This window comes from Pseudomonas sp. WS 5503, assembly GCF_012985385.1.
Classification (GTDB): domain Bacteria; phylum Pseudomonadota; class Gammaproteobacteria; order Pseudomonadales; family Pseudomonadaceae; genus Aquipseudomonas; species Aquipseudomonas paracarnis.
The window spans coordinates 57,984-84,427 of sequence record NZ_JAAQWI010000008.1; the positions used below are offsets into that span (position 1 = coordinate 57,984).

21 protein-coding genes and 1 other RNA gene are annotated in these 26,444 nt (G+C 57.9%); 12 read left to right on the forward strand and 10 right to left on the reverse strand.

Annotation, left to right across the window (positions count from 1 at the left end; all coding sequences use genetic code 11):
- Positions 1 to 98: 98 nt before the first annotated feature.
- The 5 genes from carA to grpE form a co-directional block, all read right to left on the reverse strand.
- Positions 99 to 1,235, reverse strand: coding sequence for a glutamine-hydrolyzing carbamoyl-phosphate synthase small subunit (carA, locus tag HBO10_RS20200; RefSeq protein WP_003194208.1), 1,137 nt, complete (start codon positions 1,233 to 1,235; stop codon positions 99 to 101).
- 259 nt (positions 1,236 to 1,494) lie between these two features.
- Entirely contained in the window at positions 1,495 to 2,301 is an 807-nt protein-coding gene (gene dapB, locus HBO10_RS20205; RefSeq protein WP_014719957.1) for a 4-hydroxy-tetrahydrodipicolinate reductase, read from the reverse strand.
- A gap of 10 nt (positions 2,302 to 2,311) precedes the next feature.
- A complete protein-coding gene (gene dnaJ, locus HBO10_RS20210; protein WP_034127000.1) occupies positions 2,312 to 3,436 on the reverse strand; it encodes a molecular chaperone DnaJ in 1,125 nt (374 codons plus the stop codon).
- Between the two features lie 316 nt (positions 3,437 to 3,752).
- A complete protein-coding gene (gene dnaK, locus HBO10_RS20215; protein ID WP_014719959.1) occupies positions 3,753 to 5,669 on the reverse strand; it encodes a molecular chaperone DnaK in 1,917 nt (638 codons plus the stop codon).
- Between the two features lie 102 nt (positions 5,670 to 5,771).
- Positions 5,772 to 6,332, reverse strand: a complete 561-nt coding sequence (grpE, locus tag HBO10_RS20220; RefSeq protein WP_034126999.1) for a nucleotide exchange factor GrpE — start codon at positions 6,330 to 6,332, stop codon at positions 5,772 to 5,774.
- Between the two features lie 254 nt (positions 6,333 to 6,586).
- Here grpE and recN point away from each other — a divergent pair, with 254 nt between their 5' ends.
- Positions 6,587 to 8,260, forward strand: a complete 1,674-nt coding sequence (gene recN, locus HBO10_RS20225) for a DNA repair protein RecN (RefSeq protein WP_034126998.1) — start codon at positions 6,587 to 6,589, stop codon at positions 8,258 to 8,260.
- A gap of 85 nt (positions 8,261 to 8,345) precedes the next feature.
- Here recN and fur read toward each other — a convergent pair whose 3' ends face one another.
- Entirely contained in the window at positions 8,346 to 8,750 is a 405-nt protein-coding gene (gene fur, locus HBO10_RS20230; RefSeq protein ID WP_003194220.1) for a ferric iron uptake transcriptional regulator, read from the reverse strand.
- Positions 8,751 to 8,848: 98 nt separating this feature from the next.
- Between fur and HBO10_RS20235 the strand changes: the two genes are divergently transcribed.
- Positions 8,849 to 9,376 carry an outer membrane protein assembly factor BamE gene (locus HBO10_RS20235; protein WP_034126997.1) on the forward strand — a complete coding sequence of 176 codons (528 nt, stop codon included), beginning with the start codon at positions 8,849 to 8,851 and terminating at the stop codon, positions 9,374 to 9,376.
- 305 nt (positions 9,377 to 9,681) lie between these two features.
- Here the strand turns inward: HBO10_RS20235 and HBO10_RS20240 are convergent, their stop codons facing one another.
- Both HBO10_RS20240 and HBO10_RS20245 read right to left on the reverse strand, forming a co-directional pair.
- Entirely contained in the window at positions 9,682 to 9,984 is a 303-nt protein-coding gene (locus tag HBO10_RS20240; RefSeq protein WP_034126996.1) for an RnfH family protein, read from the reverse strand.
- Positions 9,977 to 10,411 carry a type II toxin-antitoxin system RatA family toxin gene (locus HBO10_RS20245; RefSeq protein ID WP_003194226.1) on the reverse strand — a complete coding sequence of 145 codons (435 nt, stop codon included), beginning with the start codon at positions 10,409 to 10,411 and terminating at the stop codon, positions 9,977 to 9,979. The genes HBO10_RS20240 and HBO10_RS20245 overlap by 8 nt, the downstream gene beginning before the upstream one ends.
- A gap of 167 nt (positions 10,412 to 10,578) precedes the next feature.
- Between HBO10_RS20245 and smpB the strand changes: the two genes are divergently transcribed.
- The gene (gene smpB / locus HBO10_RS20250; RefSeq protein ID WP_003176160.1) at positions 10,579 to 11,061 is read left to right on the forward strand and encodes an SsrA-binding protein SmpB; all 483 of its coding nucleotides are present in this window, start codon (positions 10,579 to 10,581) and stop codon (positions 11,059 to 11,061) included.
- Positions 11,062 to 11,088: 27 nt separating this feature from the next.
- Here the strand turns inward: smpB and HBO10_RS20255 are convergent, their stop codons facing one another.
- Positions 11,089 to 11,856 carry an FCD domain-containing protein gene (locus tag HBO10_RS20255; protein ID WP_014719963.1) on the reverse strand — a complete coding sequence of 256 codons (768 nt, stop codon included), beginning with the start codon at positions 11,854 to 11,856 and terminating at the stop codon, positions 11,089 to 11,091.
- A 251-nt stretch (positions 11,857 to 12,107) separates the two neighbouring features.
- On the opposite strand from HBO10_RS20255, the gene HBO10_RS20260 reads away from it, so the two are divergent.
- The 5 genes from HBO10_RS20260 to HBO10_RS20280 all read left to right on the forward strand — a co-directional run bounded on the left by HBO10_RS20260 (position 12,108) and on the right by HBO10_RS20280 (position 19,031).
- Positions 12,108 to 13,802 (forward strand): lactate permease LctP family transporter, encoded by a 1,695-nt coding sequence (locus HBO10_RS20260; protein WP_034126995.1) that lies wholly within the window; start codon positions 12,108 to 12,110, stop codon positions 13,800 to 13,802.
- A 70-nt stretch (positions 13,803 to 13,872) separates the two neighbouring features.
- Positions 13,873 to 16,683, forward strand: a complete 2,811-nt coding sequence (locus tag HBO10_RS20265; RefSeq protein ID WP_034126994.1) for an FAD-binding and (Fe-S)-binding domain-containing protein — start codon at positions 13,873 to 13,875, stop codon at positions 16,681 to 16,683.
- A gap of 136 nt (positions 16,684 to 16,819) precedes the next feature.
- Positions 16,820 to 17,098, forward strand: coding sequence for a hypothetical protein (locus tag HBO10_RS20270; protein WP_034126993.1), 279 nt, complete (start codon positions 16,820 to 16,822; stop codon positions 17,096 to 17,098).
- A gap of 94 nt (positions 17,099 to 17,192) precedes the next feature.
- Positions 17,193 to 17,589, forward strand: a transfer-messenger RNA (tmRNA) gene (gene ssrA, locus HBO10_RS20275).
- A 185-nt stretch (positions 17,590 to 17,774) separates the two neighbouring features.
- A complete protein-coding gene (locus HBO10_RS20280) occupies positions 17,775 to 19,031 on the forward strand; it encodes an integrase domain-containing protein (protein ID WP_017528812.1) in 1,257 nt (418 codons plus the stop codon).
- A gap of 399 nt (positions 19,032 to 19,430) precedes the next feature.
- Here the strand turns inward: HBO10_RS20280 and HBO10_RS20285 are convergent, their stop codons facing one another.
- On the reverse strand, positions 19,431 to 20,081 hold the full coding sequence (locus tag HBO10_RS20285; protein ID WP_017528813.1) for a HEPN domain-containing protein: 651 nt from the start codon (positions 20,079 to 20,081) through the stop codon (positions 19,431 to 19,433).
- A 187-nt stretch (positions 20,082 to 20,268) separates the two neighbouring features.
- On the opposite strand from HBO10_RS20285, the gene HBO10_RS20290 reads away from it, so the two are divergent.
- The 4 genes from HBO10_RS20290 (at position 20,269) to HBO10_RS20305 (ending at position 26,250) form a co-directional block, all read left to right on the forward strand.
- Complete coding sequence (locus HBO10_RS20290; RefSeq protein ID WP_017528814.1) at positions 20,269 to 21,546, forward strand: DUF445 domain-containing protein; 1,278 nt, start codon at positions 20,269 to 20,271, stop codon at positions 21,544 to 21,546.
- Between the two features lie 102 nt (positions 21,547 to 21,648).
- Positions 21,649 to 23,739, forward strand: coding sequence for a hypothetical protein (locus HBO10_RS20295; protein ID WP_146469950.1), 2,091 nt, complete (start codon positions 21,649 to 21,651; stop codon positions 23,737 to 23,739).
- A complete protein-coding gene (locus tag HBO10_RS20300; protein WP_017528816.1) occupies positions 23,732 to 25,621 on the forward strand; it encodes a dynamin family protein in 1,890 nt (629 codons plus the stop codon). The genes HBO10_RS20295 and HBO10_RS20300 overlap by 8 nt, the downstream gene beginning before the upstream one ends.
- Positions 25,621 to 26,250, forward strand: coding sequence for a hypothetical protein (locus tag HBO10_RS20305; RefSeq protein ID WP_017528817.1), 630 nt, complete (start codon positions 25,621 to 25,623; stop codon positions 26,248 to 26,250). The genes HBO10_RS20300 and HBO10_RS20305 overlap by 1 nt, the downstream gene beginning before the upstream one ends.
- Positions 26,251 to 26,444: the final 194 nt, after the last annotated feature.

Genomic DNA, 26,444 nt, shown 5'->3' on the forward strand with positions numbered 1-26,444 from the left:
TCACTCAAATCCGCAGGTCAGTCGGCAAGCCGTCTTGAACAATCTTTGAAGAGCCTGCAGGGGCCACCGCAATCCGGGGCCACCCGCAGGCCACTCAGTCAGCGTCGCTTGGCCATCTCATTGATGAAACGGTCGAACAGCGGCGCTACGTCGTTCGGGCCCGGGCTGGCTTCAGGGTGGCCCTGGAAGCTGAACGCGCTCTTGTCGGTGCGCTCGATGCCTTGCAGGGAACCGTCGAACAGCGACTTGTGAATGGCGCGCACATTGCTCGGCAGGGAGGCTTCATCCACCGCAAAACCGTGGTTCTGGCTGGTGATCATCACAACGCCGGTGTCCAGGTCTTGTACTGGGTGGTTGGCACCGTGGTGGCCGTGGCCCATTTTCAGGGTCTTGGCGCCGGAGGCCAAAGCCAGCAACTGGTGGCCAAGGCAGATGCCGAACACCGGAATCTCGGTCTCCAGCACGTCCTTGATGGCCTGGATAGCGTAGTCGCATGGCTCAGGGTCACCCGGGCCGTTGGACAAGAACACACCGTCCGGCTGCATCGCGAGCACATCGCTGGCAGGGGTTTGCGCGGGCACCACGGTCACACGGCAACCGCGCTCGACCAGCATGCGCAGGATGTTGTACTTGACGCCGTAGTCATAGGCGACCACGTGGTAAGGCAGATCGGCAGCCTCAATAGTCGCGTGGCTGTCGGTCTTCAGATCCCACACAGTGGAACGCCACTCGTACTTCTCTTTGACGCTGACGACTTTCGCCAGGTCCATGCCCTTCAGGCCAGGGAAACCTTGCGCCGCGGCAATCGCCGCCTCTTCGGAGATATTGTCACCGACCATGATGCAGCCGTTCTGCGAGCCTTTTTCACGCAGGATGCGCGTGAGGCGGCGCGTATCGATACCGGCGATCGCCACAACGTTGTTGGCTTTCAGGTAATCGGACAGCGACATCGTGTTACGCCAGTTGCTCGCAACCAGTGGCAGGTCACGAATCACCAGGCCCGCCGACCAGACACGATCAGACTCGACATCTTCCGGCGTAGTGCCGGTGTTGCCGATGTGCGGATAGGTCAGGGTAACGATCTGTTGGGCGTAGGAAGGATCGGTAAGGATTTCCTGATAGCCGGTCATGGCAGTGTTAAACACCACCTCTCCAACGGTCTGACCGTCGGCTCCAATGGCTTCGCCGCGAAAAATGCTGCCATCAGCAAGGGCGAGTATGGCTGGCTTAGTCAAGAAGACCTCCCGTAAATAAAGCCTGAAAGGGCGATCGCAGGTTGTAAAAAAGCGGAGTGACGTATGGACACGTCACCCCGCTTCTTCACTGAATTATTCTGCGCGCTTTTAGTGGACACACTAAAGCTGTAGCTTACAGAAAAAGGCTTTTTTGGTCCACCGCTAATGAGCCTTAAAGGCAGGGGAATGCGACAGGACGTCGCCTAGCGGGTAAAAACGGGGCCACAGGATAATCCTGAGCCCCCGTTTTAGCTACTGGTTAGTGCAAATCCAGCACGTCACGCATGTCGTACAGGCCCGGCTCGCGGCCGTCCAACCAAAGCGCAGCACGCACCGCGCCCTTGGCGAAAGTCATGCGGCTGGAGGCTTTGTGCGTGATCTCCAGGCGCTCGCCTTCGGTGGCGAACAGCACGGTGTGATCGCCAACCACATCACCACCGCGCACGGTTGCAAAACCGATGGTGTCGCGTGCGCGCTCACCGGTGTGGCCTTCACGCCCGTATACCGCCACTTTCGACAAATCGCGGCCCAGCGCATCGGCAATAGCTTCACCCATGCGCAACGCAGTGCCCGACGGAGCGTCGATCTTGTGACGGTGATGAGTCTCGATAATCTCGATATCAGCCTCGTCACCTAGCACGCGCGCCGCCAGGTCCAACAACTTCAGCGACAGGTTCACGCCCACACTGAAGTTGGCGGCGAAGACGATCGGAATATCCTTGCCCGCCTCCACTAGCAACTGTTTCTGCTCGGCACTCAAACCGGTGGTACCAATCACCATGGCCTTGCCCGCCTTACGGCAGAAGGCCAGATTTTTCAGCATCACTTCCGGCAAGGTGAAGTCGATCAGCACGTCGAATTCGTCCGCCACCTGCTCGAGGTTGCCAGACAACGAAACACCGATGCGACCCAACGAGGCCAACTCACCTGCGTCCGCGCCGATCAACGTACTGCCTGGGCGAACAATCGCCGCCGTCAGCCCGGAGGCCGGCGAGCGTTGCTGCACCGCCTCGACCAGCGTCTTGCCCATGCGCCCGGCAGCGCCCATTACGGCTATACGTCGCATATTCAGATCCTTACAGGTCGCCGAAGAAGCGTTTTACACCGTCGAAGAAGCCCGTAGTCTTCGGCGAGTGCGAGTCATCGCCTTCCAGCGAGCTGCGGAACTCTTCCAGCAGTTCACGCTGACGACGATTCAGGTTCACCGGGGTTTCAACCGCCACACGGCACATCAGGTCGCCAGCACCGCCACCGCGCACGGGCGCAACGCCCTTGCCACGAATGCGGAACTGCTTGCCGGTCTGAGTCCCCTCGGGAATCTTGAGCTTGACCCGACCATCCAGCGTCGGAATCTCCAGCTCGCCACCCAGGACCGCATCAACAAAGCTGATCGGCACTTCGCAGAACAAGTGCTTGCCGTCACGCTGGAAGATCGAGTGCTCGCGCACATTGATCACCACGTACAGGTCGCCCGTAGGGCCGCCCTGGGCACCCGCCTCGCCTTCGCCCGACAGGCGAATACGATCACCGGTATCCACACCCGCCGGTACCTTCACCGACAGCGTCTTGTACTCTTCGACGCGGCCTTCGCCGTGGCAGGAATCGCACGGATCGGAAATGATCTTGCCCTGGCCATGGCAACGCGGGCAGGTTTGCTGCACCGAGAAGAAGCCCTGCTGCATGCGCACCTGCCCGATACCGCCACAGGTCGGGCAAGTGATCGGCGAGGAGCCTTTCTTCGCACCCGAGCCGTCGCACGGCTTGCAGTTGACCAGCGTCGGCACACGGATATTGACGCTGGTGCCGCGCACGGCTTCTTCCAGGTTCAGCTCCAGGGTGTAACGCAAGTCACTGCCGCGCTGAGGGCCGCCACGCTGGCCGCCCCGGCCGCCGCCGAAGAAGTCGCTGAATACGTCGCCGAAAATATCGGAGAAGTTCTGGCCACCAAAACCGGCACCGCCGCCGCCCATGCTCGGGTCGACGCCAGCATGGCCATATTGGTCGTAAGCCGCACGCTTATTGGGATCACACAGGCATTCGTAGGCCTCGTTGGCCTCTTTGAACATCTCTTCGGATTCTTTGTTATCCGGATTACGGTCCGGGTGGTGCTTCATCGCCAGGCGACGGTAGGCCTTCTTCAGGTCCGCCTCGCTGGCGCCACGCTCCACACCCAATACTTCGTAATAGTCACGCTTTGCCATAAGTCTTTGCACTCTTAAGGACGTTCGACCTGGCCCTCCTGAACCCTGCCAAACTCGTTGAGCCCCAATACAGGCCCGGACCCAACTCACGTCAATTCAACGATCCTGGTCATTACTGCTTTTAGCCAGGGAGCCGGCCAAAAACGCGGTGACTGTCATTCGGAAAGCAGGAGCATTCCCGTTCACACCGCCAGCATCCGAGCGTTGTCGCATGCTGTAAAAATTCGCATACCCCAGACACGCCAACGCGGGAGCAAGCTCCCGCGCGGCGACATCCTACCAGTCACCGCTTGTGCGCGGTCAACCGGGCGACAACTTACTTGTTGTCTTTAACTTCTTCGAACTCGGCATCGACAACATCGTCGTGCTTGGCTTCAGGCTCTGCTTGTTGCGCAGCGCCGTCAGCCGGCTGGCCTTGCTCGGCGTACATTTTCTGAGCAACTGGCGCGGAGACTTTCGACAGTTCCTCAACCTTGGCTTCGATGGCAGCCTTGTCGTCGCCTTTAATAGCGGCTTCCAGGGCAACCACTGCTGCTTCGATTGCAGTTTTCTCTTCGTCGGTCACTTTGTCGCCAGCATCAGCGATCATTTTGCGAGTCGAGTGAACCAGCGCGTCACCCTGGTTACGGGCGCCTGCCAACTCTTCGAACTTCTTGTCAGCTTCAGCATTGGTTTCAGCATCACGGATCATCTGTTGAATTTCTTCATCAGACAGGCCGGAGTTGGCCTTGATGGTGATCTTCTGCTCTTTGCCGGTGGCCTTGTCTTTCGCGCCGACGTGCAGGATGCCGTTGGCGTCGATGTCGAAGGTCACTTCGATTTGTGGCACGCCACGTGGTGCTGGTGGAATCTCAGCCAGGTCGAACTTGCCCAGGGACTTGTTCTGTGCGGCTTGCTTACGCTCGCCCTGCAGCACGTGGATAGTCACGGCGCCCTGGTTGTCATCGGCAGTCGAGAACACCTGGGATTTCTTGGTAGGAATCGTGGTGTTTTTCTCGATCAGCGCAGTCATCACGCCACCCATGGTTTCGATACCCAGAGTCAGCGGGCTTACGTCCAGCAGCAGCACATCTTTCACGTCACCGGCCAGTACGGCACCCTGGATGGCAGCACCCATGGCAACGGCTTCGTCCGGGTTCACGTCTTTACGGGCTTCTTTGCCGAAGAACTCGGTGACCAGCTTCTGAACCAGTGGCATACGGGTCTGACCGCCCACCAGGATCACGTCGTTGATCGAGCCAACGTCGATACCGGAGTCTTTCAGCGCGATGCGGCAAGGTTCGATGGTGCGCTGAACCAGGTCTTCAACCAATGCTTCGAGCTTGGAACGCGAGATCTTCACGTTCAAGTGCTTAGGACCGGTAGCGTCTGCAGTGATGTACGGCAGGTTCACGTCAGTCGACTGAGCGGAAGACAGCTCGATCTTGGCTTTTTCAGCGGCTTCTTTCAGGCGCTGCATGGCCAGCGGGTCACCCTTGAGGTTCATGCCGCTTTCTTTCTTGAATTCGTCAACGAGGTAGTCGATCAGACGAATGTCAAAGTCTTCACCACCAAGGAAGGTGTCACCGTTGGTGGCCAACACTTCGAACTGGTGCTCGCCGTCAACTTCTGCGATCTCGATCACGGAGACGTCGAACGTACCGCCACCCAGGTCGTAAACGATCACGGTATGGTCGCCCTTGGCCTTGTCCATACCGTAAGCCAGCGCGGCTGCGGTTGGTTCGTTGATGATACGTTTTACATCCAGGCCCGCGATGCGGCCGGCGTCTTTGGTGGCCTGACGCTGGCTGTCGTTGAAGTAGGCAGGAACGGTGATCACCGCTTCAGTCACTGCTTCACCGAGGTAGTCTTCGGCGGTCTTTTTCATCTTTTTCAAGATTTCAGCCGAGATTTGCGGCGGCGACATTTTCTGGCCGTTCACTTCAACCCAGGCGTCACCGTTGTCGGCCTTGGCGATTTTGTAAGGCACCATCTTGATGTCTTTCTGTACGACTTCTTCGTCGAACTTACGACCGATCAGACGCTTTACCGCGTACAAGGTGTTATGCGGGTTGGTCACCGCCTGACGCTTGGCCGATTGACCGACGAGGATTTCACCGTCGTTGGCGTAAGCGATGATCGACGGAGTGGTACGTGCGCCTTCGGCGTTTTCAATAACTTTTGCAACGCCGTTTTCCAGCACGGAGACGCAGGAGTTGGTGGTCCCCAGGTCGATACCGATAATTTTGCCCATGATTTACTCTCCCGAAACTTGAATTTGGTTGCCGCAGCAGTTTTGGCTAACTGCGGTAGCACTTAAACGCTTGACTTATAGATGGGGGCCTTACGGCGAATTTCAAGCCTGCTCATCAATAGAAGGTGCAACGGGTGAAGGAGCCTTGCTCACCACCACCATTGCCGGACGCATCAGGCGACCGTTGAGCTGGTAGCCCTTCTGGAACACCTTGATGACGCTATTGGGTTCCAGGTCATGGCTTTCTTGCATAGCCATGGCTTGGTGATGTTCAGCATTGAACGGCTCGCCGGCTTGCGGATCGATAGCTTCCAACTGATAACGCTTCAGGGTGTCCTGGAACATTTTCAGGGTCAGCTCGATGCCTTCGCGCATTGGGCGGATGTTTTCATCGTCCGGGTTGGACAACTCAAGACCACGCTCCAGGCTGTCGATGATCGGCAGCAGGTCACCGGCGAATTTTTCCAGCGCGAACTTGTGAGCCTTCTCTACATCCTGCTCGGCACGGCGGCGGACGTTCTGCAGATCGGCGGCAACACGCAACGATTGATCCTGCGCAGCGGCCAATTGCTCTTCGAGCACTTGCACACGAGTCGCCAGTTCATCACCGGCAGCCGAATTGGCGTCTGGAGTTTGCGTATCCTGCGTCTGTTCGTCAGCCATAGATTTCTCCTTTCAAAATCATGCGCGAACTCAACTCGCGCTTCTGCTCCGGTATATGGGGCCACAATTTTCAGGTTCAAGGGCGCAGGCGTTACCAAAAGTCTTTCGATTGACCTGGATCATTTCCTTCTCGCTCATTCCACATCGCGCTAAAAAAATTCGAGACTCAAGCAAATCGAGCTAAGCGTCAGGATTGTCAGGCCTGAACAAAACACTGTATAAATAACCAGACCTAACGCCTGGGAGCGGCCGTCATGCTCGTGCACCTGTCTGTACATAACTACGCCATCGTTGAACATCTGGATCTTGAACTGGATCGCGGGATGAGCGTAATCACAGGCGAAACCGGCGCCGGCAAGTCGATCATGCTCGACGCCCTCGGCCTGACGCTTGGCGACCGCGCCGACAGTGGCGTGGTACGCCCTGGCTCCGACAAGGCCGACATCCTGGCCACCTTCGACCTGGCGGACATCCCCGAAGCCGAAGCATGGCTGGCCGAGCGCGACCTTAATAATGAAGGCCCCTGCATTCTGCGCCGGGTGATCACCGCCGAGGGGCGCTCCCGCGGCTATATCAACGGCACGCCTTGCCCACTGGGCGACCTGAAAGCCCTGGGCGAATTGCTGATCGATATCCACAGCCAGCACGAACACCAATCCCTGCTGAAAACCGATACCCACCGTCGCCTGCTCGATGAGTACGCCGGCGCCACCGATCTTTCCCGGCAAGTTCAACTGGCCGCCCAACGCTGGCGCCAGACACGCCAGGAACTGGAACGCCTCTCCAACTCCGGCGACGAACAACGCGCCCGCCACCAGTTGCTCAGCTACCAATTGGAAGAGCTCGAGAGTCTGGGCCTGGGTGAGACAGAGCTGGAGCAACTTGAGCAGGAACACAAGAACCTGACCAACGCCGAAACCTTGCTGGGCATCTGCCGCCAAGTGGTCGAGCAATGCAGCGAGAGCGACTCCGGCAATGTGCTCAACGCACTGACCGCCAGCCTCAACCGCCTGTCCAGTGTGAACAATGCTTCCGGCTCACTGAGCGAAGCGACCACCCTGCTGACCAGCGCACAGATCCAGGTCGAGGAAGCCGTGGGCGAACTCAATCGCTTCCTGGACCATTTCGACGCCGACCCAGCTCGCCTGCAGGAAATAGAAGAGCGCCTGGACACTATTTATACCCTGGCTCGCAAGCATCGAATCCAGCCGACCGAAGTCGCAGCCATGCAGCAAAAACTGCTGGATGAAATCGAAACACTCAACGCGAACGACGAATCCATCGAACGACTGGGCGAGGAGCTCGCTTCGTTTGCCCGTCATTATCAGGAAAAGGCCCGGGAGCTGAGCGCTCTGCGCCAGCAGGCAGCTACTAGCCTGGCAAGCGCCGTTGAGCTGGAAATCCAACGCCTGGGCATGCCAGGCGGGCGCTTCACCATCGAGCTGCATCCCAACGCCAGTCAAGAATTGCAGCCCCATGGGCTGGAGCACGTCGAACTGCTGGTGAGTGCCAACCCCGGGCAACCGCTCAAGGCCCTGGCCAAAGTGGCCTCCGGCGGCGAACTCTCGCGCATCAGCCTGGCGATCCAAGTGATTACCGCCCAGACCTCACGGGTACCCACATTGGTATTCGATGAAGTGGATGTGGGCATTGGCGGGCCGACCGCAGAAATTGTTGGCCAATTGCTGCGTCGCCTGGGGGATCGCGGCCAGGTGCTTACGGTGACCCACTTGCCGCAAGTGGCAGCCCAAGGGCATCAGCACCTGTTTGTGCATAAGGTGCGCGGTAGCGACGCGACACACACCGCCGTCTCCAAGCTGAACAAGTCGGAACGGGTGGAAGAAGTGGCGCGGATGCTCGGCGGTATCGACTTGACCAAGGAGTCCTTGGCTCACGCGAAAAAAATGGTGGTGGCCGCGAAGGCTTGAAGCGACATTTTCCACTCTATAGAAAGCACGAAGGCGACCCGAGGGTCGCCTTCAATCGTTTCGCAAAGCAAAACTGCGTCGATTTTTACTTTTTCTTACGGATGTACAACACGAGATTGTGATCGACCAAATCGAACCCGTGCTCCTCAGCAATCTTGTGCTGCAGCGCTTCGATTTCAGGGCTGGTGAACTCGATAACCTCATTGGTATCCAGGTCAACCATGTGGTCATGGTGACCACCGTCAGCCAATTCAAACACCGCATGACCGCCGTCGAAATTATGACGAACCACCAGCCCTGCGGCTTCAAACTGGGTCAGTACACGGTAGACCGTGGCTAGGCCGACGTCCTCGTTAGACTCCATCAGCGCCTTGTAAACATCTTCGGCACTCATGTGGCGCTGCTCAGCAGAATCGAGCATTTGTAGAATCTTGACTCGTGGCAGAGTCACTTTGAGACCGGCTTTGCGTAGTTCGCTATTTTCAACCATGGTTAGCTTTCTCGCGGATGCTGCTTCGCAGCTTCTCTTAATACGGGTATGATCGGCGTTTACGTTGTCCCAGCCAAGATAGTGGAAGTCGCCCACCGATGCAAAACACCAAGCTCTTGCTAACCAGTTTCACCTTTGTGGGACTGCTCGCACTCGCCGGTTGTTCATTCCCCGGGGTTTACAAAATCGACATCCAGCAGGGCAATGTCGTCACGCAGGACATGATAGACCAGTTACGCCCGGGAATGACCCGACGGCAAGTACGGTTTATCATGGGTAATCCCCTGCTGACCGACACTTTCCATGCCGATCGCTGGGATTATCTCTACAGCCTGCAGCCGGGTGGCGGTGAACGCCAGCAGGAGCGCGTCAGTGTCATCTTCAATGGCAATGACCAGCTCGTGAGCCTGTCCGGTGACTTCATGCCCGGCGTAAGCCGCGATGAAGCCTTGCTGGGCAAGGACAGCGGCACCAACGTGACCGCACCTGCGCAAGAAGCCGAAAAACCGAAATCCGAGGTACCGGCCAAGCCAGGTTCGTTGCTGGACACCATCCAGAAAGACATCGACAACGTGGAAACCGTGCCCGTCCCGACGCCTCAGCCTCTGGATACCAGCCCGCAATAATTTTGCGCTCGATAAAAAGCCCGGCATGCCGGGCTTTTTGTTGCCTGCCATCTACATAGGCATCTACATAACCTTGGTGCGACGCTGAACCTGTGGGAGCTGGCTTGCCTGCGAAAGCGATCTGACAGTCGACCAGGATCCTGGATCAGATCGAGTACATATCCGCTATCGGAACCGCCCCCTTCCACATTTGGATCGCGGGCATCAGGTAGATATGCGCTGGCTATCAGGGCGTCATCGCAGGCAAGCCAGCTCCCACAGTTGGATCGCGGCGCTCCAGATAGCTAGGCTGCCATTTGGCAAGCTCAAGAGTTCGCTTGCCTGGCCAATGCCGCCTTGGCCGCACGCAACCTGCGCACCTCTTTAGGGTCGGCCAGCAAAGGCCGGTAGATCTCAATACGGTCGCCCGCTTGTACGAAACGCGTCCCGGCATCCGCGACAACCTTGCCAAATATACCCACCGGGCAATCAGCCAGATCAACATCAGGAAAATGGGCCGCCATTCCCGACGCTCGCACCGCCTCGCGCAAACTAGTGCCTTCAGCCACCTTTACCCCCAGCAACACCTGGCGATCCTCGGCGGCGAACACCACCTCAATCTCAACCATGCAGTTGCTTGGCGCGCTGACAGAACGCGTCCACCAGGGTATTGGCTGCCTGATTGAACAAAGGCCCTAACGTCGCACGAACAATCGGCCCGGCATAATCAAACGAAAGATCCAGGCTGATCTTGCAGGCCTTGTCCGTCAGCGCCTTGAACACCCACACGCCATGTAGCTGGGTGAACGGCCCTTCCTGCAGGTTCATTTCGATGGATTGGCCCGGCACCAGCACATTGCGGGTCACAAAATGCTGGCTGAGGCCGCCCTTGGCCACCCCCACACTGGCAACCATGTGCTCGTCACTGCTCTCCAGAACCTCGGCTGTCGAGCACCAAGGCAGAAACTCCGGGTAACGCGCCACGTCGTTGACCAGGTCATAGAGCGCCTGCGCCGGATAGGGCAACAGGGCCGAACGTTGAATATGCGTCGTCATGTGAGCGTTACTTCCACTGCTTAAGGCAAACATCGCGAAAGAACAGCCCAATCCGCGAGAGAAAAAAACCAAAGAACTGCCCGCATTGTCCGGGATTCGTCCAACTCGCTCAAGCACACAGGTTGACCGTAGCCGACACGCTCGCAACTCCCTATAATGCCGCCCCTATGGCTAAACAAAAGAAACACCCCACAGGGACCATCGCGCAAAATAAAAAAGCGCGACACGATTACTTCATCGAACATCGGTTCGAGGCTGGTCTGGTCCTGGCCGGCTGGGAAGTAAAAAGTCTGCGTGCCAGCAAACTGCAGCTGGTCGACAGTTATGTGCTGCTCAAGGATGGCGAGGCATGGCTGCTTGGCAGTCATATCACCCCGTTGACCACCGCGAGCACCCACGTGATTGCCGACCCGGTGCGTACGCGCAAGTTGTTGCTCAATGCCCGCGAACTCGAAAAGCTCGCCGCAGCCGTGCAGCAAAAAGGCTACGCGTGCATCTGCTTGTCCTGGTACTGGAGCAAGCACCTGGTCAAATGCGAGATCGCATTGGGCAAGGGCAAGAAGGAATACGACAAGCGCGACACCGAACGCGAGCGCGATTCTAATCGCGAACTGCATCGCGCCGTGCGCAACAAGGGCAAGGAAGAATAATCCTTGTGACGGTGTAGCCCACGCGGGCTACATCCCTTTGCGTCGCTCCGCCCGAGCCACGCGTTGAACCTCCTGACGCACCTCCTCCAACACCTCCTGCACATACAGCAGATGCCGTGTCGAGACTTCGCGCGCCTGCTCGGCCCGCCCCTCGATGATGGCCAGGTACAAGTCCCGATGCTGATTGATCAGCATGTCGCGGGTCTCGGTACGCTGCTGGTACATGCCACCAATATTCGTCACCACGTTACGCTTGAGTAGGTCGAACAACCCGCGAATGGTGTGCAGCAACACGGCGTTATGACTGGCCTCGGCAATCGCCAAGTGAAACCTTGCATCCGCAGCACCCTCCTCCACTCGGCTCACCTCGTCGGCGCGCGCATAGCAATCCTGCAACGCCTCAAACGCTGCGGTCAGCCGTTCACGGTCAACCTCAGTGGCGCGTAACGCCGCGTAATAGGCACACGAAGCCTCCAGGGTCTGGCGAAACTCCAGCAGATCGCGCTGCGCTTCGGGATTGCTTTCCAACAAGTGCAGCAGCGGATCGCTGAAGGTCGAACCCAGGGAGTCCACCACATAGTTGCCACCGCCCTGGCGACTGACCAGCAACCCCTTGGCCGCCAGTTTCTGAATCGCCTCACGCAGCGATGGGCGCGACACACCAAAGCGCTCGGCTAACGCGCGCTCGGCCGGCAAGCGTTCGCCCGACTTCAGCGTGCCCTCGAGAATCATCCCCTCAAGCTGCTCGACAATATCGTCAGACAAACGGCGCTGACGCACCTGATCAAACCCCATAACTCACTCTCCGCCATCCCGACCACTCGCCGGGGCCCCTATTCTGGCCTATCGACGTGCCGGCAGCACCTATCAGAACACCTTCAATTTCGCCGATCAGAACACCCCGCCTCCCGACCTACGACCAAAGTTTCGCAGGCGGCAAATTGACACACCCCTGCCCAGGCTCTTAATCTAGCCCACAGCGATTGTAAATTGGTATTACCAATTATCCAAGCTCACCAAACAACAACAATCAGGGGCCACCCCATATGCAAACCTGGCAACAGCTTTACAGCCCACTCGGCAGCCTCGGCCTGTCCGCACTGGCCGCCGTCATTCCTATCGTATTCTTCTTCCTGGCGCTGGCCGTGTTCCGCCTCAAAGGCCATGTGGCCGGCAGCATCACCCTGGCCCTGTCGATCCTGGTCGCCATTTTCGCCTTCCAGATGCCGGTAGACATGGCGCTGGCTGCAGCCGGCTATGGCTTTGCCTACGGCCTGTGGCCCATCGCCTGGATCATCGTCGCAGCGGTATTCCTGTACAAATTGACGGTCAAGAGCGGCCAGTTCGAAATAATCCGCAGCTCCGTTTTGTCGATCACCGACGACCAGCGCTTGCAGGTGTTGCTGATCGGTTTTTGCTTTGGTGCCTTCTTGGAAGGTGCGGCCGGTTTTGGCGCGCCCGTGGCGATCACCGCCGCGCTGCTGGTAGGCCTGGGTTTCAACCCGCTGTACGCCGCCGGCCTGTGCCTGATCGCCAATACCGCGCCCGTGGCTTTCGGCGCATTGGGCATTCCGATCATTGTCGCCGGCCAGGTCACCGGTATTGATGCGTTCAAGATTGGCGCCATGACCGGCCGCCAACTGCCGCTGCTGTCGCTGTTCGTGCCGTTCTGGCTGGTGTTCATGATGGACGGCCTGCGCGGCGTTCGCGAAACCTGGCCGGCAGCCTTGGTGGCGGGCTTGAGCTTTGCCGTCACCCAATATTTCACCTCGAACTTCATTGGCCCGGAACTGCCGGACATTACCTCGGCACTCGCCAGCCTGATTGCCCTGACGCTGTTCCTGAAAGTCTGGCAACCCAAGCGCACCGCAGGCGCACAAATTGCCGGCGCCACCTCCAGCGTAGCGGTCACTTCCAGCGCCGGCGGCTTCGGCTTGCCGCGCAACACCGTGGTTTCGCCCTACAGCCTGGGGCAAATTTTCAAGGCGTGGTCGCCGTTCCTGATCCTCACCGTACTGGTGACTATCTGGACCCTCAAACCCTTCAAAGCCCTGTTCGCCGCGGGCGGTTCGATGTACGGCTGGGTGTTCAATTTCGCGATCCCGCACCTGGATCAACTGGTGGTTAAAGTCGCGCCCATCGTGACCAACCCCACCGCGATCCCAGCCGTATTCAAGCTGGACCCGATATCTGCCACCGGCACTGCGATCTTCTTCTCGGCACTGGTCTCCATGTTGGTGTTGAAAATCGACTTCAAAACTGGTCTTACCACTTTAAAAGAAACCTTCTTTGAGCTGCGCTGGCCGATCCTGTCCATCGGCATGGTGCTGGCATTCGCCTTCGTCACCAACTACTCCGGCATGTCCTCGACCATGGCCCTGGTTCTGGCCGGCACCGGTGCTGCCTTCCCGTTCTTCTCGCCATTCCTTGGCTGGCTGGGAGTTTTCCTGACAGGCTCCGATACCTCATCCAACGCCCTGTTCAGCTCATTGCAAGCCACTACCGCGCACCAGATCGGCGTCAACGACACCCTACTGGTAGCCGCGAACACCAGCGGTGGCGTGACCGGCAAAATGATCTCGCCGCAATCGATCGCCGTGGCCTGCGCCGCCACCGGCCTGGTGGGCAAGGAATCCGACCTGTTCCGCTTTACCCTCAAGCACAGCCTGTTTTTTGCCACCATCGTCGGGCTGATCACCTTGGCGCAGGCGTACTGGTTCACCGGTATGCTGGTGCACTGAGACCTGCACGTAATAGGGTAAGAATCGACGCCGGGGCATCCTTCCGGCGTCTGCTATTTCTGGAGGACCGATGAGCCTGCCTGCTGCTTTCCTGAGCGACGTCGCACAACTGATCCCGCAAGATCGTCGCTTCGACGATCCACTTTCCACCCTCGCCTTCGGCACCGACGCCAGCTTCTACCGACTGATCCCACAGCTGGTGATCCGCGTGGAGTCAGAAGACGAAGTGGTAACTCTGCTGCAACTGGCCCAGCGCGACCGCGTGCCGGTGACCTTCCGTGCCGCAGGCACCAGCCTCTCGGGCCAGGCCATCAGCGACTCGGTGCTGATCGTGCTGGGTGATAACTGGAACCACCGCGAAATTCGCGGGCAAGGCACCCAAATACGCCTGCAACCCGGCGTCATCGGCGCCCAGGCCAACGCCTGGCTCGCACCGTTCGGGCGCAAGATCGGCCCGGACCCTGCGTCGATCAATGCTTGCAAGATCGGCGGTATCGTCGCCAACAACGCCAGTGGCATGTGCTGCGGCACGGCGCAAAACACCTACCACACCCTGGCGGGCATCCGTCTGGTGCTGGCCGATGGCAGCCGCCTGGACACCGAAGATGCCGCCAGCGTGCAAGCCTTCCGCCAGTCACATAGCGCACTGCTTGAAAGCCTGGCCCTACTAGGTCGCCAGACACGGGCAAATACTGAGCTGGCGGCAAAGATCCGCCACAAATACCGACTGAAAAACACCACCGGCCTGTCACTGAATGCCTTGGTGGATTTCGATGACCCGCTGGATATCCTCAGCCACCTGCTGGTCGGCTCCGAGGGCACCCTGGGGTTTATCAGTGCGGTCACCTACGACACCGTGATCGATCACCCCAACAAAGCCTCGGCGCTGATCGTCTTCCCGGATGTCGAAACCTGCTGCACCGCAGTCACCGTGCTGAAAACCCAGCCAGTCTCCGCCGTTGAACTGCTGGACCGACGCAGCATGCGCTCGGTACAGGACAAACCGGGCATGCCTGCTTTCGTACAGCACCTATCGGAAAACGCCTGCGCACTGCTGATCGAATCCCGCGCCGCTTCGCCATCGCTGCTGCACGAACAACTGACGCGCATCATGGCCTCCCTGGCGGCGTTTCCCGTGGAGCAACAAGTCGACTTCACCGAAGACCCACTGGAAAACGCCCGCCTGTGGGCGATCCGCAAAGACACCTTCCCCGCCGTAGGCGCCGTACGCAAAACCGGCACCACCGTGATCATCGAAGACGTCACCTTCCCGGTAGAACAATTGGCGATTGGCGTGAACCGCTTGATCGCACTGTTCGACAAACATCACTACGACGAAGCCATCCTTTTCGGACATGCCCTGGAAGGCAATCTGCACTTTGTGTTCACCCAAGGCTTCAACAGCAGCGAAGAAGTCGCACGCTATCAAGCGTTCATGGACGACGTCGCGCAACTGGTGGCCGTGGAGTTCGGTGGCTCGCTGAAGGCCGAACACGGCACCGGCCGCAATATGGCCCCTTTCGTCGAACTGGAATGGGGCAGCGACGCGTATCAACTGATGTGGCAACTCAAGCGCCTGCTCGACCCTAACGGCATCCTCAACCCGGATGTGGTGCTCAGCGAAGACCCGCAAATCCACCTCAAACACCTCAAGCCCCTGCCCGCCGCCGATGAGCTTGTGGATAAGTGCATCGAATGCGGGTTCTGCGAACCGGTGTGCCCTTCAAAAGGCCTGACCCTGAGCCCGCGCCAGCGCATCGTGATCTGGCGCGACATCCAGGCCAAAAAACGCGCAGGCGTGGACACCACCGAACTGGAAGCGGCCTACCACTACCAGGGCATCGACACCTGCGCCGCCACCGGGTTATGCGCGCAACGCTGCCCTGTAGGCATCAATACCGGCGACCTGGTAAAAAAACTGCGCAGCCGCGAGGCCGACCGTACGAAAACTGCAGACTGGCTCGCCAGCCATTTCGCCACCGCGCTGCAAGGTGCGCGCTTCACCCTGCACGTCGCCAACGGTGCGCGCATGCTGCTGGGGGCTCCACGGCTGGCCAAGCTCTCGAGCACACTGACCAAGCTGTCCAAGGGGCAAATTCCGCAGTGGACCAACGCCATGCCACAGCCCGAAAAGGCCATCCGCTTCAGCCCCGCGGTGACGGACGTGCGCCCGCGCGTGGTCTATCTGGCCGCCTGTGTCTCCCGCGCCATGGGCCCGGCAGCCGGTGATAAAGAGCAAATGTCGCTGTACGACAAAACCCGCCAACTGCTGGAAAAAGCCGGTTACCAGGTGGTCTTCCCCGACAACCAGGACAGCCTCTGCTGCGGCCAACCCTTCGCCTCCAAAGGCTACGCCGAACAGGCCGAACACAAGCGCCAGGAACTGATCGGCGCCCTGCTCCACGCCAGCCGCGGCGGCCTCGACCCCATCTACTGCGACACCAGCCCCTGCACCCTGCGCCTGGTGCAAGAGTTGGGAGAAACGCGCCTGGACCTCTACGACCCCGTGCGCTTTATCCGCACCCACCTGATGGACCGCCTCGACTTCACACCCCAGGAAGCGCCCATCGCCGTGCACGTCACCTGCAGCACCCAACACTTGGGCGAAAGCCAGGCCCTGATCGAACTGGCGCGACGCTGCGCAAAAACCGTGGTGATCCCCGAAGGTATTCATTGCTGCGGCTTTGCCGGCGACAAAGGCTTCACCACACCAGAGCTCAACGCCCACGCCCTGCGCTCACTCAAGGACGCCGTGCAATATTGCAGCGAAGGCATCTCCACCAGCCGCACCTGCGAGATCGGCCTGAGCCAGCATGGCGGCATCGACTACCACGGCCTGGTCTACCTGGTAGACCGCGTCACCCGCGCCCGCGCCCACTGACCCGGCAAAAAAACCGAACCCTCGCGCGCCGGCGCAGTCATCTGCATAGGCCTCGACAAACGAGGCCCATCAGTGATGTCGCTGGCAGCGGTTGCACGCCAGCAGCGTCGAGCCCTTTTGCGCAAGGAGACACCCTATGAAGCGTTCCGCTCTTGCTGGCTTGTTCATGACCGCTGCGATGCTCGCCTCCCCCGCTTTCGCCGCCAGTGACAAAGACCTGTGCCAGATCAACCTGGACAAAATCAACAACGGCAAAGCCCTGCTCGCCACCGACACCAGCGGTAAAAGTGGCGAAATAGACACCGCCGTCTCCCAGGCCAAGGCCGCCCACGCCGAAGGTGATGAGAAGAAGTGCATCGAAATCACCTCCAAGGCCCTGCAAGACCTGCAGAACAGCGAGAAAGGCGGCCAGTAAGCGAGAGGGCCAACCTTCGGGTTGGCCTTCGCTGACGTTTTGGCGTACACTGCACAGGCTTGTCACTCACTAAGAAACAACGAGTTACAAGCACGGGGCCGTTTAGGATTCGACGCCGGTCGCGAAACTTTAGGTGCATGCCGAGTTGGTAACAGAACTCGTAAATCCACTGTTGCAACTTCTTATAGTTGCCAATGACGAAAACTACGGCCAGGAATTCGCTCTCGCTGCGTAAGCAGCCTTAGCCCTGAGCTTCTGGTACCTTCGGGTCCAGCAATCACCAGGGGATGTCTGTAAACCCAAAGTGATTGTCATATAAAACAGAATCGCCGTGCAGTACGTTGTGGACGAAGCGGCTAAAACTTACACAACTCGCCCAAAGCACCCTGCCCTTCGGGTCGCTGAGGGTTAACTTAATAGAAACGGCTACGCATGTAGTACCGACAGCGGAGTACTGGCGGACGGGGGTTCAAATCCCCCCGGCTCCACCACTTCAACATCTAAAGACGTCCACGGACGTCTTTTTTTGTGCCTATAACCCAGCAAAATCAAGGCTTTCGGGTCTGCCGGCGTCCATGGACGTCCGGCACAATCCACGACATCGGGTATTCCAGATGGTATTCCAAGCCCTTCAGTGGTAATTTTTGGAATACCAATTGATGTCATGGAACACCTCATGTGCGCCCAAGCCACCCGCCTCTCTGACCGCCAACTCAAATCGGTAAAGCCGAAAGACAAGGACTACGTCCTCAGTGATGGAGACGGTCTACAGCTGCGTGTAAGGGCTAATGGCTCTACGCTATGGAACTTCAACTACCGGCAGCCGATTACCAAAAACCGCATCAATATGGGCCTCGGCACCTACCCAGAACTCTCGCTCGCGCAAGCCAGGAAGAAAACGGTCGAAGCCAGAGAGCTTCTCGCCCAGGGCATCGACCCGAAAGAACAACGTAGCGAGTTAGAGCAGACAAAAAGGCAGGCAACCGAGCACACATTCGAGAACGTGGCGTCTGCGTGGTTTGAACTGAAAAAGGATTCTGTAACTCAGGCTTATGCCGAGGACATCTGGCGCTCGCTCACGCTGCATGTTTTTCCCACACTAGGAACAACACCTATCTCGCAGATCAATGCCCCAACGGTCATCGAACTGCTGCGTCCTCTTGAAACCAAAGGCAGCCTGGAGACAGTGAAGCGACTGACCCAACGGCTCAACGAGATCATGACCTACGGCGTGAACTCGGGAATGATCTTTGCCAACCCGCTCAGCGGCATTCGGGCTGTGTTCAAAAAGCCGAAAAAGCAAAACATGGCTGCCCTCCGCCCCGAAGAGCTGCCAGAGCTAATGGTCGCCATTGCCAATGCGAGCATAAAAAGAACTACACGCTGCCTGATTGAATGGCAACTTCACACCATGACCCGCCCAGCGGAAGCCGCTACGACATCCTGGGCTGACATCGACCTCGATAAGAAAACCTGGACGATCCCAGCGGAACGTATGAAGAAGCGACGTGCTCACGTCATACCTCTGACCGAACACGCTCTTGCTCTGCTAGAGACGATCAAACCCTACAGCGGACACAGAGAGTACGTGTTCCCGGCAGATAGAGACCCACGGGATCATTGCAACAGCCAGACAGCAAACATGGCCCTAAAACGTATGGGCTTTGAAGGGCGATTGGTGAGTCACGGCATGCGCTCCATCGCCAGCACCATCCTGAACGAACAGGGATGGGACCCCGAGCTGATCGAGGTCGCGCTTGCTCATGTGGATAAGGACGAGGTTCGCAGCGCCTACAACCGGGCGGACTACATTGAACGCAGACGCCCCATGATGATCTGGTGGAGTGAACACATCCAGCAAGCCGCCACTGGCAGCTTGTCAGTCGCAGCCGTTCAGGGAACAAGAGGCATGAAAGTAGTATCGATGCGTTAGAACCTCGAACAAAGGCAGCGCAACTCAATGACGGAAAAATGCCGCAAGCGCGCTGCCAGAGCGGTAATAAAGCCCAATAACAATCATAACCTATTGAATTGTATGCAGTTAACGTAGACAGTGCGACGGTTACCCCACGCAGAGCTCTATGCCGTCAGGCGCTTTTATAACCACGCTTAGTATCTGGCAGATCCCGCCAAGATGATGGAGCAACGGGCTGACTTATTTGGGCATCTGGAAGCACAGGCCGCTCATGCTGACGGTACGAATGGCGGGAGACAACCCAGTGGCCGCTCACGCAAGCGGGGCCCAATTTAAACCGTGATACGGCGCAAGACATGGGTAGATATCTAGGCGCGGAACATGTTCCAGTGAGAAAAATGTTCAAAAAAAGAAGTACTAGGTCTTGACCACCGGGTAACAGGCATCGCCCCAGAGCGTGTGTGGGTTATCGAGCATCAACAGGATCACCAGCGGCACCAGTTTGCCGAGCAAGTTCGCACAATCGCGCAATTGCGCCCGGTTAACGCTGCCCTCCCAAGTCGCACCACCATGAATCAACTGATTGCGTAGGGTGTAAATGCGGTTAAACATCACCCCCAACACCTTCGCCGTATCACGGTTGGCCAGCGCCGACTGTGCACTGCGCTTGCCGCTCCGCAGACGCTCCTCCCACTCCACCTCAGTGATCTTGCCGTTCTGGAAGTCCCAGAAGCTCTGGAACACATATGGGTTATCCAACAGCGCACGGATACTCCCGGCGAACTCCGACCAAACAAGCTTTTCGATCAGGTTCCCGGTATCCAGCGTGCAGAGTTTTTGCAAAAAGCCCTTGAATGACTCCTGCTCGGACAACCGATACTGCTCATCAATATCCGTGGCATAGGCCGCATTAAAGGCAATCCATAAAAAAATAAAACGCCCGTCCACATCCTCAGCCTGCTCGGCACGGTTCAACCAGCTCAGAGCCCGGTGCACACGTAAAGCTAAATTCGGGTGATGAGCATCGCGTTCGATACGATGGCGGGTTTTGAGCGTCTGGTAATCCATTCCAGGATGTTCCTTGAGGCTGGTGAGAGAAAGCAGTGATAAGGCGAATTTTGTGGATTTCGCACACCGAATGCGACACATCTTGCCGCGGATGGCTTTAAGCTACCACTCATTCAGGATTTGGATCCATAGGCGGCTAGCCCTGGAGATTTTTTGCAGTTACGCCAACCCCACCAAGGACTCGTTAATGTTCAAACTCCACACGCCGCTAGCCCGGATGAAAGCAGTTGCCTCCGGGTTGTTGTTGATGGCGGCTGCTCTCTACGTGACGGCGCTTGAACTTGCCCATGCGCAACCGGTATTCGCCGGCTACCTCAAGGCGTTTTCGGAAGCAGCGATGGTTGGCGCCATTGCCGACTGGTTCGCGGTCACAGCCCTGTTCCGACGTCCACTCGGGTTGCCTATCCCGCACACCGCAATCATTCCGCGCAACAAGGCGCGCATCGGTGCCAACCTGGGCGAATTCATCTGCACGCACTTCCTCTCTCGCGAGCAGGTACTAGCCAAAGTCGGCGAATTCGACACCGCCAAGCGTCTTGCCGAGTGGCTCTCGAATCCCGCCCACGCCACCGCCTTTTCCAACCTCTCCCTGCGCCTGGCGGGTCACAGCGTCGGTGCTCTGCGCGACGAGCGCGTCAGCCAGTTTGTGCGTAGCACTGCCCTCGCACGCCTGGAACAAGTCGACCTGGCGTGTATCAGCGGCCAGCTACTTGAAGTACTGACCGACGACGGCAGAGCGCAAGAGGTGCTTGAAGGCGTGCTTGATCAGATCGATCTCATGATGCAAAGCGAAGCCACGCAAAAGCGCATCGCCGACCTGATCGCCGCAGAACTAGACATCCTGCGCTTCAACATTTTTGGCAAGGAAATATCCTTCAGCGGCGTGGCCGGCACCTGGACTTCCGACAAACTGGTCAAGCGTATTTCCACCGTGATCAGTGAAGTCAATGAAGACCCCGAGCACGAACTGCGCAAACACTTCGACGAGCAACTGCTCGCGCTTGTCGCCAAGCTCAAGGATGACCCGGCTTTTCGCCTGCGCGCCAGCCAACTACGCGCACAGCTCATCCTGCATCCGGCACTGCACAGCTACCTCACCGGCCTGGTCGACAGCGTGGTCGACTGGTTCGAAGCCGACATCCACAGCGACCAGTCCACCCTGCGGCAACAGCTGAACGCCGGCGTGCTTAAGCTGGGCGAAGCCCTGAGCGAAGACGCTGCCATGCAAAGCTGGATCAACGAACAAGTCCTCGCCCTCGCCGGGCCTATGGTCGAACGTTATCGAGCGCAGATCGGTGACTACATCCGCGAACGAATCGAACAGTGGAATGAGGAGGAGTTGGTGGAGCAACTGGAGGCGCACGTGGGCAGGGACTTGCAGTTTATCCGGATCAACGGAACGCTGGTGGGTGGGTTGGTGGGTGTGCTGATCCATGTAGGGACACAGGTTTTCGTACCTGGGTGATTACCGCGATGCATGCGCAGAACTTAAAGCTCATTAGTGGCCCGCCGATAACCTTCGGACTCGCCTGAAAAGCATCGCCGGTCAACCAAAAAGGATGATTAAGTGACCCCAGATCTGATCAAAAATCTTGAACACGCCGTTGCTGGCGTCCTGGATGTAGTAGCCGGCCTCGATAGCCGTTCGGCCCACCGCGCCACGCTGAAGTCGGTTTTGCGCAAATTGCGCATTACCCGCGAACTCTCCTCGCTGTATTACATCTGCGTTGCCGGCAGCCAGAGTGCGGGCAAGACGCGCCTGGTCAGGGAGCTTTACAACCTCAACGGTGAAGACGAGTGGCTGGTTGATAATCAGGGCCGTGGTGAACGAGTGCCGGTTTTTATCCTCGAGAAAGACGTCACGGCACCTTATGCCGTCGGAGTTCGTTACAAGCCCGGCGCTGATGGCCGTGAGGAAGAGACTCTCAACAAGGAAGATTTCCGCCGCATTATCAGCGCCTACGACGTCAACGACGATTACCTGTTCACCAAGCTGTATGTGCCGAAACGGTATTTTTCGGCGCAGAGTTTCGGTCTGGTCCTGTTACCCGGTTACGAGATGCTCAACCGCGAGAATGCCGAATGGCAGGGGTTGATGCGCCATACGCTGATCCACTCGCTGGGTAGCGTACTGGTAACCGACCGCACTCGAATTGCCGATAACGCCCAGATCAAAATTCTGGCTGACCTGAAATCCAGATACTTCCCCGACCGCAAACCGGTTATCGCCGTTACCAAAACAGAAGCGCTGGAAGGCCAGCAGATCGAGGACCTGACGGCGACGGTTGCCGATGTGTTCGAAGTACCGGGGCACGAACTTGATCGAATAGTCTGCACCGGCGTGGGAGATGACGATTACCGAAGGAAATGGACCCGCAACATCATGGACGTGGTAGGCAAGTACGCCTTGTCTTCTGCGGGCTCGGAAACCGTTCGGATCGAAGAGCTGGAACGCATCATCAATGATGAGCTGGACAATGTTTCTGCGGCGCTTCGCGACGAAGCCGCAGGCGAAGGTATCAACGAGCACTTGAAGGAGCGCCAGGTCGAGAAAGTTCGTGCCGCGTTCCGCAAAGCATCCGATCGCTATCGGCGCGGATACGCGAAAGAACTGCGAAACAACATGGTCGACTACGCCAGTCACACGATCAAGGTTGCGACTTCCAAGTACATCGAGGAAGAGGAAGGGCTGAAGGCCAAGCTGCGTCAGGCCGGTAATTTTCTGACGTTCCAGTCGGGTGAGCATGAACAGCGTTTTCAGGAGCGCATTGTCGACTGCTGGAACGGTGCGGACGATGACACCCGGTCACCGTTGATCAGTGACTATCGCGCCATCACCGACATGTCCCGCAAGGAACTTGATATTGAGCCGCCCGAAGAAGGGACGCTGGCACTGTCAGCCCAGCCGCTGCAAAACCTGATCGGCCACGGGACAACCATGGAGCAAATCCCAGACGAAAAACTCCTCACGCTTCGCCAAGACTTGCGCCTGTTGATGGGGCAAAACCTGAAAGACGAGGACAGCAGCGAGCTGAAACTGTTCAAGGGTGAGCAGCTCGAAGAGGTATTGCGACAGCTGCCTGCGATGACGATGGAATACGTTCGGATCAATCAGGCCATTGCGCTGCGCAATCCAGAGCTACTCAACAAAGAGCTGGCGAATTTTGATTTCAACGCGCTGCGAACGGAAATCGAAACCGAGCTGCCACAGGCTCAAAAAACCTTCGGACCGCTGATCAAGTCGATTGCCGCCATCATGGCGGTAGATGTTGCCATTGATGGGCAATTCGATGTTTTGAACACGATGACCGGTGGGGGCGCGGCGGCTGGCCTCGGCGGCACGCTTTCGATGGCGGCAGCGGGAGCCATCGCGTTTGGCTTTATCGCTTACAAAACGGCCAATCAGGTCCAGGCGTACGACGCCGCGAAAAAAGGCTTCATTCGGGAAAGCTTGATGCACTTTGCCGAATCGCACATCCAGAAAAGCCTCGAACTCTACGATGATCTGATGGAAAACCTCGATGACCGGATGACCAGGAACCTGCGCCTGGCTTATGGGCTGGGGAGTGAGTTGACCAAGCACGATTCGTTGACCCGCAACCTGCACCGCATGGACGTGGCTCGCACCAACGTCATCAAGGCGCTGGATCGTGGCTGATGTGTGGCTGAGAAAGTTTCGCCAGCGCAACGATTGGGCCCAGCAAGCCTATGATCGCTTCGTCGCCGAGGTGGACCCCGAGCTGGTCGGGGATTTCACCCGCTCGGAGCACATTACTGTGGTGGTCTACGGTACGACTCAGGTTGGCAAAACCACGCTGATTCTGGATCTGCTCGGCATTCGCAAGGATGCGTTGCCCGACGTTTCCGAGGTATTGCGAGGCGGGCAACGGCTGGGAAAATCGTCTACCGCCACACCAATTCGCTATGGCCGCTCCCCTGACGATCTTTGGTATTTGGGGGAGGACGCGACGGGCTTGAGCAATGACGACGCAGCGGAACGCTTCGGTGAAATTCGCGAGCAGGTGATGAATGGGACCACCTGCTCCTCGCCCCTCTTGAATGTCCGTATCCCGGGTCTGTTCTTCCAGCATGAAGCAGAGGGGGCGCTAAGCCTGGACCTGCGGCTGATCGACATCCCGGGGATCAATGCGATCAATGAGCATGAACAAATCGAAGTCAGGCGAATCGCCGAGCGATATGTCGCATCGGCTGATTTGATCCTGTTGGTAGCGCGCGCGGACAACCTGGGTTTTTTCCAACCCAATGCCCTCGATTTTGAGGCACTCAACGACTGGATGTTGCAACCCAGCCGGTTTCGCGTTGTGTTGACCTACACGTTTTCGCCGGCAAGTTTCCAGACCTGGTTCTGCAAGGCCGAGGACGCGAGCCCCCTTACAGTGCGCGATATCCAGCAGCACCATTACGATGAAATGTGCACCCACGATGAACGCCCACCTGCGGAGGTGCTCAAGCATATTTACCCGCTCGAGTTTGGTGATTCTCTCGAGAGTATGCGCAACCATTCGCAAGCGTACTTCGAGCGTGCAAGTCATGTAATTGAGGCATTACGCCGTGATTTGTTGGCCAGCGTCACGGACGCGGCCAGTCCGTATGCCCGACTGTGGTCTGCGTTTCGGGTGGGAGAATTCATCGAAGCCAAGGTCCAGCGCGAAAACGATGAATTCAACAACCGGCGGCCCCATCTGGAGTGCGCTATCTCCCGGGCACAGGATCGTGTGATTGAAGCGCAGACACAGTTAAGCGATGCAGCAGACGAACACCTGAGCGCGGAACGGCGGTACCGTCGTCATGAACGGCGTCTGAGGCATTTCAATCGGGATGCCTATGTGCCGCGATTGAAGCGCTACTTTACCTTCGACGTCGAACTCGCACCCGGTGAAACCGTGCCCGTGCTCCGGCAAGCACTGAATGCGTTTCAGCTGCGTATTCGCCGCCATTGGAGCGACCTCTGGGACGGGTTGAAGGACTCTTCCGCCAAACTGGCTGTGGGTGATATGAGCCCGCCCTCTACCATAGCGTTGCGCGCGTTCGAGGCCAGGCTGGACGGATACTGGACCGACAGTTACTTGCTGAGCAGTAACTTTCAGACCGATGTTTCAGTGCTTCGAAACCAGGCAGGCATGGTGGGTTACACCTATGCCGAGGCGGCCAATCAGGCGCTGGGGGCGCGACTCAAAACCACACGGAACCACGCTGTTGAGCAAATGCGCAACAGTGAAACAATTCTCAAGGCAATGAAACTGGAAGTGCTGCGCCGTGAGCTCAACCTTAAGGAAGCTGAAGGGCTGCTGCTGAACGCCGAACAGCAACATGCCCTCTTCAAAGAGCGAATGGCACTAAGCCTGGTGCACGCCGTTAAATTCAAACAGTACATCTTTGAGGCATTCAGGACGGAGCTGAGCACCGTGCGCAGTGCGATTGCCCGACCCAGGAACAGCGTCGAGCAACTGTGTGATGCCTTTTATGGGCTGCTGCTGCCGTGCGAGCTCGACAAAATGCTTAAAGGAGATGAAAAGTGATGGACCGTACAACCCTCGACCCCGAGATCCAGCAGGCACGCGAAGAGCTTGGTCGTTTGCTCGACGACTTGATAAATCAACCTTTGGTTGAGGAGGCCCGGCGTCTTGCAAGCGACAACCTCGACCAGTTGAAAAGTGATATTCAAGCCCAGGGAGGTGGCCTGCGGCGACAAATCGATACCGGCTTCACCGCGACGAATGATGACCTTGGGGACGCAGTCGATAAGGTGCGGTCAGCCGTTTCGAAAATCGGTAACGACGTCCTCCAGGCGGCACAGAGTACCCAACTGCGCCTGGAAGGTATGGAGCAGTTACTGAACAGCCTCGATGCCGGGCTCGCGTCCAGTGAAGAGCGCCTGACCCGGTTGATGCAGGCGCAACTGCACCACAACGCCACCTCATTCAAAGCCATGACGGTACTGCTGAATACTCAACAGGCGGAGTACAGCCAGGCCATCGCTAGCGTCTCGCAGGAACTGGCGGGGGTGAAGGAAATGCTCTGCGCCGAGCGTGAAGACTTCCAGCGGACGCTACAGGAACAACGCTCTAGGTTTAAAACCCTGTTAGGGCTGTTACTGCTAACAGGTGTTGGTACCTCTTCCGTGCTGCTCAAACTGTTTCTTGGTTGACTACTTGCCTGCAGGGGTTTCAAGGCGAGCAGTTCAACCACCGGATTACACGCATCGCCCCATAAAGCGCGTTTAGGGCGTTTCAGCCGTTCGCTAGTGCCAACGAGCTGGCAGGAGCATCGCAGGCCAAGTTTCGACTGAAATCCACCGGGCAGCAGCGGTCTATGAGGGTTCACGCATTGACCACACCAAAG

Excerpts from the sequence above, each read along its gene's own strand:
- HBO10_RS20240 (WP_034126996.1), bottom strand. The coding sequence starts at position 9,984 with ATGGTTGAGATTGAGGTGGTGTTCGCCGCCGAGGATCGCCAGGTGTTG.
- HBO10_RS20290 (WP_017528814.1), top strand. The coding sequence starts at position 20,269 with ATGTTCAAACTCCACACGCCGCTAGCCCGGATGAAAGCAGTTGCCTCC.
- HBO10_RS20255 (WP_014719963.1), bottom strand. The coding sequence starts at position 11,856 with ATGGGGTTTGATCAGGTGCGTCAGCGCCGTTTGTCTGACGATATTGTC.
- grpE (WP_034126999.1), bottom strand. The coding sequence starts at position 6,332 with ATGGCTGACGAACAGACGCAGGATACGCAAACTCCAGACGCCAATTCG.
- HBO10_RS20260 (WP_034126995.1), top strand. The coding sequence starts at position 12,108 with ATGCAAACCTGGCAACAGCTTTACAGCCCACTCGGCAGCCTCGGCCTG.
- fur (WP_003194220.1), bottom strand. The coding sequence starts at position 8,750 with ATGGTTGAAAATAGCGAACTACGCAAAGCCGGTCTCAAAGTGACTCTG.
- HBO10_RS20280 (WP_017528812.1), top strand. The coding sequence starts at position 17,775 with ATGTGCGCCCAAGCCACCCGCCTCTCTGACCGCCAACTCAAATCGGTA.
- HBO10_RS20285 (WP_017528813.1), bottom strand. The coding sequence starts at position 20,081 with ATGGATTACCAGACGCTCAAAACCCGCCATCGTATCGAACGCGATGCT.
- HBO10_RS20270 (WP_034126993.1), top strand. The coding sequence starts at position 16,820 with ATGAAGCGTTCCGCTCTTGCTGGCTTGTTCATGACCGCTGCGATGCTC.
- dapB (WP_014719957.1), bottom strand. The coding sequence starts at position 2,301 with ATGCGACGTATAGCCGTAATGGGCGCTGCCGGGCGCATGGGCAAGACG.
- HBO10_RS20305 (WP_017528817.1), top strand. The coding sequence starts at position 25,621 with ATGGACCGTACAACCCTCGACCCCGAGATCCAGCAGGCACGCGAAGAG.
- HBO10_RS20265 (WP_034126994.1), top strand. The coding sequence starts at position 13,873 with ATGAGCCTGCCTGCTGCTTTCCTGAGCGACGTCGCACAACTGATCCCG.
- smpB (WP_003176160.1), top strand. The coding sequence starts at position 10,579 with ATGGCTAAACAAAAGAAACACCCCACAGGGACCATCGCGCAAAATAAA.
- recN (WP_034126998.1), top strand. The coding sequence starts at position 6,587 with ATGCTCGTGCACCTGTCTGTACATAACTACGCCATCGTTGAACATCTG.
- HBO10_RS20245 (WP_003194226.1), bottom strand. The coding sequence starts at position 10,411 with ATGACGACGCATATTCAACGTTCGGCCCTGTTGCCCTATCCGGCGCAG.
- dnaK (WP_014719959.1), bottom strand. The coding sequence starts at position 5,669 with ATGGGCAAAATTATCGGTATCGACCTGGGGACCACCAACTCCTGCGTC.
- dnaJ (WP_034127000.1), bottom strand. The coding sequence starts at position 3,436 with ATGGCAAAGCGTGACTATTACGAAGTATTGGGTGTGGAGCGTGGCGCC.
- HBO10_RS20235 (WP_034126997.1), top strand. The coding sequence starts at position 8,849 with ATGCAAAACACCAAGCTCTTGCTAACCAGTTTCACCTTTGTGGGACTG.